General features: G+C 68.2%; 11 protein-coding genes. All 11 read left to right on the top strand.

The features are described 5' to 3' along the window. Window positions 1–4 precede the first annotated feature (4 nt). The 11 genes from fliJ to MW290_RS08600 all read left to right on the top strand — a co-directional run bounded on the left by fliJ (window position 5) and on the right by MW290_RS08600 (window position 11,702). The gene (gene fliJ, locus MW290_RS08650) at window positions 5–457 is read left to right on the top strand and encodes a flagellar export protein FliJ (RefSeq protein ID WP_250194268.1); all 453 of its coding nucleotides are present in this window, start codon (window positions 5–7) and stop codon (window positions 455–457) included. Window positions 458–504: 47 nt separating this feature from the next. Then, the gene (locus tag MW290_RS08645; protein ID WP_250194267.1) at window positions 505–1,725 is read left to right on the top strand and encodes a flagellar hook-length control protein FliK; all 1,221 of its coding nucleotides are present in this window, start codon (window positions 505–507) and stop codon (window positions 1,723–1,725) included. A 139-nt stretch (window positions 1,726–1,864) separates the two neighbouring features. Then, on the top strand, window positions 1,865–2,473 hold the full coding sequence (locus MW290_RS08640) for a flagellar basal body-associated FliL family protein (protein WP_250194266.1): 609 nt from the start codon (window positions 1,865–1,867) through the stop codon (window positions 2,471–2,473). Window positions 2,474–2,685: 212 nt separating this feature from the next. After that, window positions 2,686–3,690: a flagellar motor switch protein FliM gene (gene fliM, locus MW290_RS08635; protein WP_250194265.1), complete on the top strand. Its 1,005-nt coding sequence runs from the start codon at window positions 2,686–2,688 to the stop codon at window positions 3,688–3,690. Next, window positions 3,680–4,129, top strand: a complete 450-nt coding sequence (gene fliN / locus MW290_RS08630; protein WP_250194264.1) for a flagellar motor switch protein FliN — start codon at window positions 3,680–3,682, stop codon at window positions 4,127–4,129. The genes fliM and fliN overlap by 11 nt, the downstream gene beginning before the upstream one ends. 41 nt (window positions 4,130–4,170) lie before the next feature. Further along, window positions 4,171–4,560, top strand: a complete 390-nt coding sequence (locus MW290_RS08625; RefSeq protein WP_250194263.1) for a FliO/MopB family protein — start codon at window positions 4,171–4,173, stop codon at window positions 4,558–4,560. Beyond that, a complete protein-coding gene (gene fliP, locus MW290_RS08620; RefSeq protein WP_250194262.1) occupies window positions 4,550–5,329 on the top strand; it encodes a flagellar type III secretion system pore protein FliP in 780 nt (259 codons plus the stop codon). Before MW290_RS08625 ends, fliP begins: the two co-directional genes overlap by 11 nt. Window positions 5,330–5,345: 16 nt before the next feature. Further along, complete coding sequence (gene fliQ / locus MW290_RS08615) at window positions 5,346–5,615, top strand: flagellar biosynthesis protein FliQ (protein ID WP_250194261.1); 270 nt, start codon at window positions 5,346–5,348, stop codon at window positions 5,613–5,615. After that, entirely contained in the window at window positions 5,615–6,376 is a 762-nt protein-coding gene (gene fliR, locus MW290_RS08610) for a flagellar biosynthetic protein FliR (RefSeq protein WP_250194260.1), read from the top strand. The genes fliQ and fliR overlap by 1 nt, the downstream gene beginning before the upstream one ends. Before the next feature lie 213 nt (window positions 6,377–6,589). Beyond that, window positions 6,590–9,511: a type VI secretion system Vgr family protein gene (locus MW290_RS08605; protein WP_250194259.1), complete on the top strand. Its 2,922-nt coding sequence runs from the start codon at window positions 6,590–6,592 to the stop codon at window positions 9,509–9,511. A gap of 22 nt (window positions 9,512–9,533) precedes the next feature. Beyond that, complete coding sequence (locus tag MW290_RS08600; RefSeq protein WP_250194258.1) at window positions 9,534–11,702, top strand: phospholipase D-like domain-containing protein; 2,169 nt, start codon at window positions 9,534–9,536, stop codon at window positions 11,700–11,702. Window positions 11,703–11,717 lie beyond the last annotated feature (15 nt).

The raw sequence follows: 11,717 nt of genomic DNA, 5'->3' as shown, positions 1-11,717 counted from the left end.
CTAGATGGCTGACAACACCCAGGCCCTGGCCACGCTGCTGGAGCGCGAGACCACCGAGCGCGACAACCTGCTCAGCGCGCTGCAGCAGGCGCAGGCCCGCGCGCAGACGGCCCGCCAGCAGGCCGAGCAGCTGGTGGTCTACCGCGACGACTATCACAAGCGCTGGTCCAGCCAGTTCCGCACCGCCGGCACGATGGACATCGTGCGCTGCTACCAGGACTTTGCGCAGCGGCTGGAAGAAGCCATCGCCCAGCAGGCGCGCGTGGCCACCCATGCCGAAACGCAGGTGCAGCGCGCCCGCGAGGCGCTGACGGCGCAGGAGATCCGCGTGGCCTCGGTGCGCAAGCTGATCGAGCGCCGCCAGGCCGAGGCGCTGCGCGCCGCCGAGCGCCGAGACCAGAAACAGACCGACGAAGCCGCCAGCCGCGCCGCCTGGCGCCCGGCCACGGCCGGCTGATAGCCCCGCCTCACCCGCCCACCCCTCCGCCCGCCCCGAGGTTTGCCATGCTGAACTCCGCCGTCTCGTCCAGCAACCTGCCCAGCCTGCAGGCGCCGCGTGCCCCGCAGCCCGCCAACGGGCAAGCCGGCGCACCCACCGCGGCCGACGAGGCGCCGGACGCCTTTGCCCGCCAGCTGGCGCAGGCCCAGTCGGCCAAGACCGCCGCCGCCAATGCCAACGCCGCCCGCGCGGCCGCCGCTGCCCGCGAGGCGCAGGACCGGCTGGCCCGCGAAGCCGCAGCGCCGCGCGCGGATGCCAATGCCAGCGCCAAGCCGGCCGCTGAGGCCAGTGCCGAAGCCACCGACGAGGCCGAGGCCGAACCGGCCGAAGGCGGCACCGGCAAGACCCCCGGCAACACCGACCCCGCGGCCTGGCTGGCCAGCCTGCTGCCCGGCGGCGCCGAACGCCTGGCCCGTGGCCGGCAGGGCGACACGGGCCCCGAGAACGGTGGCCCCGGTGGTCGCCGCAGCGCGGGCGTGGGCACGGCCAAGGGCGCGCCCGGCACGGAGCTGGCCGGCCGCGTGGAAGGCCAGGAGGCCGCCACCGGCGCCGGCACGGCAGGCGCCGCCAACGGCGCGCAGGCCGCCCCGGGCGAGGCCGCGGGCCGCTTTGCAGCCGCCCTGGCCGAGGCCACGCAGAAGGCCGAAGCCGCCGCGCCGCAGGCCGCCCAGCGCAGCGACACCACCGCGCCCGCCGCCGATGCGGTGCGTGCCCTGGCCGCGGCCGATGGCACCACGCCCAGCGCGCCGGCCGAAGCCGCCGGCCCGGCAGCGCCCTTCACCAGCCACCTGGCGGCGGCGCTGGATTCACCGGCCTTTGCTCCCGCGCTGGGGGCGCAGGTCAGCATGCTGGTGCGCGACGGTATCCAGCAGGCACGGCTGGAACTGAACCCGGCCGAGATGGGGCCGATCTCGGTGCAGATCGACCTGACCGGCACCCAGGCCCATGTGTCCTTCGGGGCCGACATGGCGGCCACCCGCGCCGCGCTGGAAAACAGCCTGCCCGACCTGGCCGCCGCGCTGAGCGCCGGCGGCTTCACGCTGGCCGGCGGCGGCGTGTTCGCGCAGAACTCCGGCGCCGGCGGCCAGCCCGGCCGCGACGACAACGGCCGCCGCGAGGCTGGCGTGCGGGGCGTCGGCGGCACTGCAGGCGGCGACGACCTGGCCGCGCTGGCCCCGGCCCAACCCCTGCGGGCCGCCCGCGGCGTCGTCGACCTGATCGCCTGATCAGCTGATCCCGACCCCGGTCTGCACAGCAAACCGGCCCCTTTTCCCGGCATCGGCGCCGGGACCCGGCTCGAATAATGGCACTCAAGTTGTGCGAAGGCGCCTGTCCTTCGCGACCCCGAGTCTCCAAGGAGCCCGCATGTCAGCCGCTGCTGCCACCGACGCTGCACCCGCCCCCAAGAAGGGCAACAAGAAGCTCATCATCATCATCGCCGCCGTGCTGGTGCTGGTGCTGGGCGGTGGCGGCGCCGCGTTTTTCCTGCTGAAGAAACCGCATGCCGAGGGCGAGGAAGGCGAAGAGGCCGCCGCGCCCGCGCCGCGCGCCGAGAAAAAGGTCCAGCACAACCTGGACCCCAAGCACGCACCCACCTTCGTGCCGCTGGACCCGTTCACCGTGAACCTGGCCGACCGCGATGCCGAGCGCTATGCGCAGATCGGCATCACGCTGGAGGTGGACGACGCCAAGCTGCAGGAAGCGCTGAAGGCCTACATGCCGGCCATCCGCAACAACATCCTGATGCTGCTGGCCCAGAAGACCGCGGCCCAGCTGCTGGACCGCGAGGGCAAGGAAAAGCTGGCCGAGCAGATCCGCCGCGAAGCCTCGCGCGCGCTGGGCTACGAGGTGGAAGACGACGAGGACGAGGACACGCCCGCGGCCGAGGACAAGCCCAAGAAAAAGAAAAAGAAGCGCGCGGCGCAGGTGCTGCCGATCTCGGCGGTGCACTTTTCCAACTTCATCATCCAATGATGTCTGCCCCCGGTCGCCTGCGGCGCCCGCCCCCCGCGGGGGCGCAAAACCGCCTTGGGGCGGCCCGGCGGCGGTTTTGCTGGTCTTTCCGCCAGCGCGCTTCGGCCACTGCTTTTGCTGCCTGTTTGCCCACGCCCAAAAGACGGAGCCGTGCCTGGTCGCCCGTGAACCGCGTCGGTCTGCATACCTCTTATCTCCTCTGATCGCTTGGCATGAACCAGCAGATCCTTTCGCAAGACGAAGTTGATGCACTGCTGCAAGGCATCACCGGTGAGAGCCAGAAGCTCGAGCAGGAGGATGTGCCGCAGGGGGGCGTGCGCAACTACGACCTGTCGAGCCAGGAGCGCATCGTCCGTGGGCGCATGCCCACGATGGAGATCATCAACGAGCGCTTCGCACGCAACGTGCGGGTGGGGCTGTTCAACCTCATCCGGCGCAGCCCCGAAGTGTCGATCGGCGGCATCAAGGTGCAGAAGTACAGCGCCTTCCTGCGCGAGATCGTGGTGCCCACCAACTTCAACATCGTCAGCGTCAAGCCGCTGCGCGGCTCGGGCCTGATCGTCTGCGACCCCAGCCTGGTGTTCGCGGTGATCGACGCGCTGTTCGGCGGCGGCGGCAAGTACCACACCCGCATCGAAGGCCGCGACTTCTCGCCCACCGAGCAGCGCGTGATCCTGCGCATGGTCGAAGTGATCATCGAGGAGTACCGCAAGGCCTGGGTCGGCATCTACCCGCTGGAGCTGGACTACCAGCGCTCGGAGATGCAGCCGCAGTTCGCCAACATCGCCACGCCCAGCGAGATCGTGGTGGCCACCAGCTTCACGCTGGAAATCGGCGACACCACCGGTGCGGTGCACTTCTGCATCCCCTACTCCACGATGGAGCCGATCCGCGATGTGCTCTACAGCACCATCCAGGGCGACTCCAACGAACCCGACAAGCGCTGGATCAACCTGCTCAAGCAGCAGATCCAGAGCGCCGAGGTCGAGCTGGTGGCCGAGCTGGCGCATGCCGGCGCCACCATCGAGCAGCTGCTGAGCTTCCAGCCCGGCGACTTCATCGAGCTCGACATCAAGCAGCAGATCCAGGCCAAGGTGGACGGCGTTCCCGTGCTCGAGTGCCACTACGGCACCTCCAACGGCAAGTACGCCATCAAGGTCGACCAACTCATCTCCAGCTCCAACCTGAGCTGGCTGGGAGATCAGAATGCCCAATGAAACGCCCAACACTTCCGAAGAAGACGCGATGGCCGCCGAGTGGGCGGCTGCGCTGGCCGAGTCGACCAGCGCGCCGGCCGCGGCCACCGAAGTGACGGCCGCCGCGGAACAGGTGTCCGCGCCGTCCTTCACCAATTTCTCGTCGGCCTCCCCGCAGCTCACGGGCACGGGCAACGACATCAACATGATCCTGGACATCCCGGTGCAGCTCACCGTGGAACTGGGTCGCACCCGCATCCCCATCAAGCACATCCTGCAGCTGGCGCAGGGCTCGGTGGTGGAACTGGATGCCCTGGCGGGCGAGCCGATGGACGTGCTGGTCAACGGCTACCTGATCGCCCAGGGCGAGGTGGTGGTGGTGAACGACAAGTTCGGCATCCGGCTGACCGACATCGTCACGCCCAGCGAGCGCATGCGCCGCCTGAGCCGCGCCAACTGAGCCGGGCCCACTGAGCCGGGTCAACTGAGCATCACCACGCCATGAATTCCTCCCTGTCCGCCCTGCTGTGGTTCATCGCCGTGCTGGCGCTGATCCCGGTGGCCTTGTGGCTGCTCAAGCGCAGCCCGATGGGCCAGGCCGCCGCCGGCCCGGCGCCGATGCGCACCATCGCCTCACTGGCCATCGCGCAGAACCAGCGCATCGTCACCGTCGAGGTGGGCAGCGGCGACGAACGCCGCTGGCTGGTGCTGGGCGCCACGCCGCAAAGCATCACCACGCTGTACACGCTGTCGCCGCAGGCCGAGCTGCCGCCCTCGGCGGTGGGCGGCCAGATGGCCGCGCCCTTCGCGCAGCTGATGGCGCGCCTGGGCCCTTACGGCCAGCCCCGTTCCAACCCGAAGAACGACGCGGACAAGGGCGATGTCTTCTGAACGCCTGCGCAGCACGCTGCGCATCCTCGGCTTGTCGGTGTTGTCGGCCGTTCCTGCAGTGGCTTTAGCCCAGCAGGCGGGCGGCGGCGCCGCACCCGCCACGCTGCCGTTGCTGGTGGGCCAGGGCGCGGGCAGCGCCAGCTACTCGGTGCCCATCCAGACGCTGCTGTTCTTCACCGCGCTGTCCTTCCTGCCCGCGGTGCTGCTGATGATGACGGGCTTCACCCGCATCGTCATCGTGCTGGGCCTGCTGCGCCAGGCGCTGGGCACCCAGGCCGCGCCGCCCAACCAGGTCGTCATCGGCCTGTCGCTCTTCCTCACCTTTTTCGTGATGGGGCCCACCTTCGACAAGGTTTACCAGCAGGCCTATCAGCCCTACGCGGCCGGGCAGATCCCGTTCGAGCAGGCGCTGCAGCGCGCCGAGGTGCCGATGCGCGAGTTCATGCTCAAGCAGACGCGCCAGTCCGACGTGCAGCTGTTCGGCAAGCTGGCCAAGCTGCCCGACGACGTGAAGGGCGAGGACGTGCCGCTGAAGGTGCTGGTGCCGGCCTTCGTCACCAGCGAGTTGAAAAGCGCCTTCCAGATCGGCTTCCTGATCTTCGTGCCCTTCCTCATCATCGACATGGTGGTGGCCAGCGTGCTGATGTCGCTGGGCATGATGATGCTGAGCCCGGTGCTGGTGGCCCTGCCCTTCAAGCTGATGCTCTTCGTGCTGGCCGATGGCTGGAACCTGCTGCTGGGTTCGCTGGCCGCCTCCTTCGCCACCTGACTACGCCCGCCACCCCATGAACGCCCAACAAGTCTTCACAGTCGGCCAGCAGGCGCTGCACCTGCTGCTCATCGTCTCGGCGCCCATGCTCATCGTGGTGCTGGTGGTGGGCCTGCTGGTCAGCATCTTCCAGGCGGCCACGCAGATCAACGAAGCCACGCTCACCTTCGTGCCCAAGATCGTGGCCGCGGTGGTGGTGCTGGCGGTGGCCGGCCCGTGGATGATGACCACGCTGGTCGAGTTCCTGCAGCGCACGCTGCTGTCCATCCCGACCGCGGTGGGCTGATGATCCAGTTCACCGAGGCGCAGCTGCTCGGTTGGATCACGCCGCTGCTGTGGCCGCTTCTGCGGGTGCTGGCGCTGTTCTCGGCGCTGCCCGTGATCGGCCAGCGCTCGGTGCCGGCGCGGGTGCGGGTGGCGCTGGCCTTCCTCATCGCCTTCTGCGCCCAGGCCGGCCTGCCCGAGATGCCTGCGGTGCCGCTGGACTCGGGCATCGGCTTCATGCTGGTGGCCCAGCAGGTGGTGATCGGCCTGACGCTGGGCTTTGCGGTGCGCATCGTGTTCGCGGCGGTGGAGTTCGCGGGCGAGCTGATCGGCCTGCAGATGGGCCTGAACCTGGCCGGCTTCTTCGACCCTGCCACCGGCGGCCAGGCCACGGCGGTGAGCCGCTTCTTCGGCATCATGGTGTCGTGGATGTTCATCGTCATCGGCGGCCACCTGCTGATCATCGACGCGGTGGTGCAGAGCTTCCGCGCCTTCCCGGCCGGCCCCGAGCCCTTCGCCTTCATCCGCGCCATGCGGCCCGAGGTGTGGGGCGCCGAGGTGTTTGCCATCGGCCTGTGGATCGCGATGCCGCTGGTGGGCATGATGCTGTTCGTCAACCTGGTGCTGGGCCTCATCTCCCGCGTGGCCGCCCAGATGAACATCTTCGCGATCGGCTTCCCGATCACGCTGGGCGTGGGCCTCATCGGCATCGTGCTCACGCTGCCGATGATGCAGACGCCGTTCACGATGGCGCTGGAGAAGATGCTGGAGCGGTTTCAGTAGGTGGGCGAGGCCGCCGCGCGCGCGGTCGCTGCCGATACCGTCGGTGGTGAATAGCAGCCTTGAAGTTGAGCCACAAGGGGCCGAAGCTGAGGACAGCCTGAGGGAGTTTCCAGGCGCTGACCGATAGGTCGTCACAGTTCCTTGCAATGGTTGTCTGGCTCGGCCCGAGTTCCTACGCTCGGTGCCTTGTTCCCGCACACCTGTCTGGCCCACATGAACCAGAGACGCCCCGCTGTACCCCTGTTCAGCGGCGAACGCGCGCTGACGATCAGCAGCCCCGCGATCCCGCAGCACCTGGGCCGGCCGGCGCTGGTGCCCCTGCGGCTGAGTGGCCGCGAGGCGATCAACGGCCTGTTCGAGTACCGGCTGGTGCTGCAGACGCCGGATGAGGTCGCGGCGGTCGGCGGCCTGCTGCGCGGCGCCAACTTCAGCCTGCCGGACATGGTGGGCCGCGAGATCTGTTGCGCCATCGAGCTGGAAGGCCACGGGTCAGGCCTTCTTGGCAATCAAGGCGCAGGCGAGCGCCAGATCAACGCGCTGATCACCGAAGCCCGCTTGCTGGGCGAAGACAGCCGGCACGCGCTGTATGAGCTGACGCTGCGGCCCTGGCTGTACCTGGCCACGCTGAGCACCGACTGCAAGGTGTTCCAGAACCAGACGCCGGTGCAGGTGCTGCGCGCGGTGCTGGACGACTACATCTTCCCGGTGGAGTGGCGGCTCATCGAGCGGTACCCGGTCGGGGACTACCTGGTGCAGTACAACGAGACCGACTACCAGTTCCTGTGCCGGCTGATGCAGGCCTGGGGCATCAACCACCACTTCGAGCACACGAACGGCGTGCACCGGCTGGTGCTGAGCGACTACAACGGCGCCTTCACGCCCTTGCAGGCTGATGAACCCGGCAGCCGCTACCACACCATCGCCTACTACCCGCCGGGCCACAAGATCGACGAGGAGTACATCCACGCGTTCGCGCCGGTGGACCGGCTGACCGCCGGGCGCTACGAGAGCCGCGAGTACGACCACACCCGCCCGCGGGCGAGCTTGACGGCCACCGCCCGTGAAGCGCGCCCCACCGGGCAGGCCGAACAAGAGGTCTACCTGTGGCGCGGCAGCCAGACGCTCGGCGAGGGCGAAACCGCCGTGCGCCTGCCCGCCAGCGACTGGAGCCAACCCAACCGCGGCGCCGACAAGGCAGCGAACCAGACGGAAGCCCAAGGCCGCCACCTGGCCAGGCTGCGCATGGACGCGCTGCGGCAGGTCGGCCACCGCGCCCGCGGCCAGGGCCATGTGCGCGGCATCGCCGCTGGCCACAGCTTCCAGTTGCGCGAGCATCCGCAGCACGCCGCCAACATCTACTACCTGACGCTGGCCGCCGACCTGGTGGTGGAGAACGTCAGCGAAGACACGGCGCGGGCTGCAGCGCCCAAGGCGCTGTCAGACGCCCAACGCCTGGGCGGCCAGTGGCGCTGCACGGTGGACTTCGAGGTGCAGCCCGCCAGCGAACTGCTGCGGCCCGAAGCCACCCAGCCCAAGCCCCACATCCCCGGCCCCGAAACCGCCCTTGTCTGCGGTCCTGACGCGGGGACAGCGGAGACCAACCTCTACACCGATCACCTCGGCCGCATCAAGGTCCAGTTCCCGTGGGACCGGTACGGTCCCAACACCCACCACAGCAGTTGCTGGGTGCGCGTGAGCAGCGAGTGGGCCGGCAATCAACTGGGCGGCATGCACCTGCCCCGGGTGGGGCAGGAAGTCATCGTCAGCTTCATCGGCGGCGACATCGACCGGCCGATTTGCACCGGCCGGGTCTACAACCAGACCAACCTGCCGCCGTGGGAGCTGCCGGCGCAGCAGGCGCTCAGCGGCCTGAGAAGCCGGGAACTCACGCCCGGCGGCGGCAACAGTGCCGCGGGCCGGTCCAACCACCTGGTGCTGGACGACACCCACCAGGCCATCCAGGCCCAACTCAAGAGCGACCATCAGCACAGCAGCCTGAGCCTGGGCCACATCACCCGCATCGAAGACCGGCAGGGCCGCAAGGATCACCGCGGACAAGGCTTCGAGCTGCGCACCGACGGACACGGCGCCATCCGCGCCAAGGACGGCCTGATCCTCAGCACCGAAGCCCGGACGAAAGCTGCAGGCCACGTCACCGACCTCAGCGAAACCGTGGCCCGGCTGAACCAGGCCCACGGCCAGCACGACAGCCTGGGCCACCTGGCGCAGATGCACCAGGCCCACACTCAAGGCGATCAGGACGACGTGGCCCAAGCGCTGAAGGCGCAGAACCAGGCCATCGCAGGCGAACCCAAAGAAGGCCGGTTCCCTGAACTGCAGGAACCGCACCTCATCCTCGCCAGCCCCGCCGGCATCGAAAGCACCACCTCCCAGAGCACCCACCAGCACAGCGGCCAGCACCACGCCATCAGCAGCGGCGGGCACACCAGCGTCAGCACCGGCAAGAGCCTGCTGGCCAGTGCCAAGGAGGCCATCCGCCTCTTTGCCTACAGGTCCGGCATCCGCCTCACCAGCGCCCGCCAGGACATCGACATCCGGGCACTGCAGACCAACCTCCAGATGCTGGCCAAGCTGAACATCCACCTGCAGTCCGAGCGCATCGAGATCTGCGCCCGGCAGGAAGTCGTCATCAACGGCGGCGGCAGCTACACCCGCTGGAGTGCCAGCGGCATCGACAGCGGCACCCACGGATCGTGGACGGCCCATGCGGCGAAGCATGGCTTGGACGGTCCGGCCAACCGACCTCAGGTGCAAGTGCCCCTGACCGCCATGCCTGAGCCGCCCCCACAGGGCCTGCGCCTGCAGTTGGATCACCTGCCCGAAGTGCCCCAGGGCCTATGGGCTGGACAACCCTACCGCCTGCTGAAGAACGGCCGACCGCATAGCCACGGCGTCGTCGATGCGCAGGGCTGGATCCATGTGCAAGGCCACCACAACGGCGACCAGTACCAGTTGCAACTGGCCAATGGCGCCGTGCTGGACCTGCCAGTGGCCGGGCAGTCGCCCGCACCGGGCAGCGCCCAGCACACCGAGCACCGCCTGGCCAACCTGGGCGTGCGTGCCGATGGGCAAGGGCCGTCGCAACGGCACCAGCAGCATCGGCGCGACGCCTGAGCGATCACCGCCTGGAGATGCCATGACCAACCCCCTGAGCAAATTGCTGAAGCAAACCCAGCGTGCGGAGACGGTGCACCTCAACGAACAGAGCCGCATCGGCAAGGGCACGATGCAATGGTTTCTGGAGAACGACGTCAAGACCCACCCGATCCACAACTGCAACGCCCTCGAGTTCCTGATCTGCAGCGAAGGCTTTGAAGCGCTGGAGCGCGACCTGCGCCTGGCCACCAGCACCATCGACCTGGTGTGCTGGGGATTCGACCCGGCGATGGAGCTCACGCGCATGAGCCCCACGACAGACCCCGCCGTCGACGGCTACAAGACCTGGCCGCGCGGCACGCCGTATGGCGATTTGCTGGCGCAAAAGGCGGCCGAGGGGGTGAAGGTTCGGTTGCTGCTTTGGTATGACGCCGTTTATGGGGACGTGCTCAACAACCCACTGGCGTGGGCAGCCAAGCAGCGGAGCACCTGGACCAGTGTGGCAGACCGCTTGAAACCCGCTGTCAGCCTGGGCGCGGGCAACGCCCCCGACATGCCGTGGGTCTGGCAGCCGATGCCTGCCTTTGCAGACCAATGGGCTGCGGCACCGCGCATGCAGGTGCGGCATGCCAAACCTACGACCGCGGAAGTGCGTGCCGCTTATGCCAAGGCCTGGTGGCAGGCGGCGTTATCGGGCGCCATCGCCAATCTCGAGGTGCGGTTCCGGGCCAGCGATGAGCAAGCGGTCAGCGAACTGAAATCGGCCTACCTGCCCGGTGTGGCCGACCGGGTGGAGGATGCCACTCTCAGGCTGGCAGCCACCCATCATCAGAAGCCCGTGCTGATCGACTACCACCCTGGTCAGGGCGCCAAACCGGCGGCCAAGCTCAACGCTTGTGGCTACATCATGGGACTCAACAGCGTCACCGACTACTGGGACACGCCCGAGCACCGGTACAACGATCCGCGCCGTGAAGTGGCCTTCGGCAAGGGCGCCAGCTGGACCAAGCCCTGGCACCTCAAGCCGTACCGCGACTACGCCATGCGGGTGCGCGGCCAGGCGCTGGCCTGCATCAACCGCAACTTCGTCACGGCCTGGGACCGGGCGCAGACCACGCACAGGTCAAGCCCCAAACCCTCGCTCGCGGCCGCTCGTGCGGCGGTGGTGCCCGAACCTGTGGGTCCCCACCGCGCGCAGGTCGTGCGCACCCAGCCGGAGGACAAAGACGCCACCATCCTCAAGACCTATGTGCAGGCCTGCTCCAACGCCTGCCGCTACATCTACATCGAGAACCAGTACTTCCAGCTGGTGGAGTGGGTGCAGTACATCAAGGAACTGAGGCAACGGACCCTGGACCTGCTGCGACAGGCCGGTGGCAGCAAGGACAAGCTGCCGCCCTTGCATTTGATGGTGATCCACCCGCAGGCCGAGCGATCAGAGATGGTGCCCCGCACCTACGACGCCCTGGCGCAAATGGGTCAGGCCACCAGCGTCAGGGGCTACCACCGGCAGGTGGAGCAGGTGCAGGACGGTAAGCCGGTGACGGACAACCAGGGCCGCGCCGTGTTGAATGAGGGGTTGGTGCGTCGCTCGGCCAGGGTCAGTCAGAGCAAGATCCGTGAAGAACTCCAGGAGCTGAATATCAAGACCTTGGCGGCCATGCTGATGAGCTACGACTACGACGACGAGGCGAGGCATCTGCAAGTGAACGCGCGCGACAACCAGGCCCAAGAGGCCCAGGCTTCGCAGGAGCGTTCGGAGTACAAGGCGCAGCATCCGGACACCAAGACGGCGCTGGCCAAAGACGAGATTGAGGGCGACTACTCCCCGTACAAGATCCGCCCGCAGCGCTACCGCGAGATCTACATCCACTCCAAGCTCATGATCATCGACGACTGCTTCATCACCCTGGGCAGTGCCAACCTCAATGCCCGGTCGATGGTGGTGGACAGCGAGATCAACATTGCCAGCGCGGAGCACCGGTTGGCTCAGGACGCGCGACGGCGTGTCTGGGGGAATCTGGCGGGCAGCGATTTGGATGGGGGGGATCTGGGGCGGTTGGATAAGCAAGTTGAGAAGTGGGCTGACCGCATGACCGAGAACGCCAAGGCGCGGCAGGTCGGAGCCAATGCAAAGGCCCCTGAGGAACACAGCCTCATACACACCCACGATGACCCACGCGATTCGCCCCTGTTTCGCGTGGCTTGAAGCCGATCATGAAGA

The organism is Aquincola tertiaricarbonis (genome assembly GCF_023573145.1).
Lineage (GTDB): Bacteria > Pseudomonadota > Gammaproteobacteria > Burkholderiales > Burkholderiaceae_C > Aquincola > Aquincola tertiaricarbonis_B.
This window is presented reverse-complemented; position numbering and strand designations above follow the sequence as displayed.

Bases quoted from the DNA above. Each gene is read 5' to 3' on its own strand.
- MW290_RS08640 (WP_250194266.1), top strand. From the start codon at position 1,865: ATGTCAGCCGCTGCTGCCACCGACGCTGCACCCGCCCCCAAGAAGGGC.
- MW290_RS08645 (WP_250194267.1), top strand. From the start codon at position 505: ATGCTGAACTCCGCCGTCTCGTCCAGCAACCTGCCCAGCCTGCAGGCG.
- fliR (WP_250194260.1), top strand. From the start codon at position 5,615: ATGATCCAGTTCACCGAGGCGCAGCTGCTCGGTTGGATCACGCCGCTG.
- MW290_RS08605 (WP_250194259.1), top strand. From the start codon at position 6,590: ATGAACCAGAGACGCCCCGCTGTACCCCTGTTCAGCGGCGAACGCGCG.
- fliN (WP_250194264.1), top strand. From the start codon at position 3,680: ATGCCCAATGAAACGCCCAACACTTCCGAAGAAGACGCGATGGCCGCC.
- fliQ (WP_250194261.1), top strand. From the start codon at position 5,346: ATGAACGCCCAACAAGTCTTCACAGTCGGCCAGCAGGCGCTGCACCTG.
- fliJ (WP_250194268.1), top strand. From the start codon at position 5: ATGGCTGACAACACCCAGGCCCTGGCCACGCTGCTGGAGCGCGAGACC.
- fliM (WP_250194265.1), top strand. From the start codon at position 2,686: ATGAACCAGCAGATCCTTTCGCAAGACGAAGTTGATGCACTGCTGCAA.
- fliP (WP_250194262.1), top strand. From the start codon at position 4,550: ATGTCTTCTGAACGCCTGCGCAGCACGCTGCGCATCCTCGGCTTGTCG.
- MW290_RS08625 (WP_250194263.1), top strand. From the start codon at position 4,171: ATGAATTCCTCCCTGTCCGCCCTGCTGTGGTTCATCGCCGTGCTGGCG.
- MW290_RS08600 (WP_250194258.1), top strand. From the start codon at position 9,534: ATGACCAACCCCCTGAGCAAATTGCTGAAGCAAACCCAGCGTGCGGAG.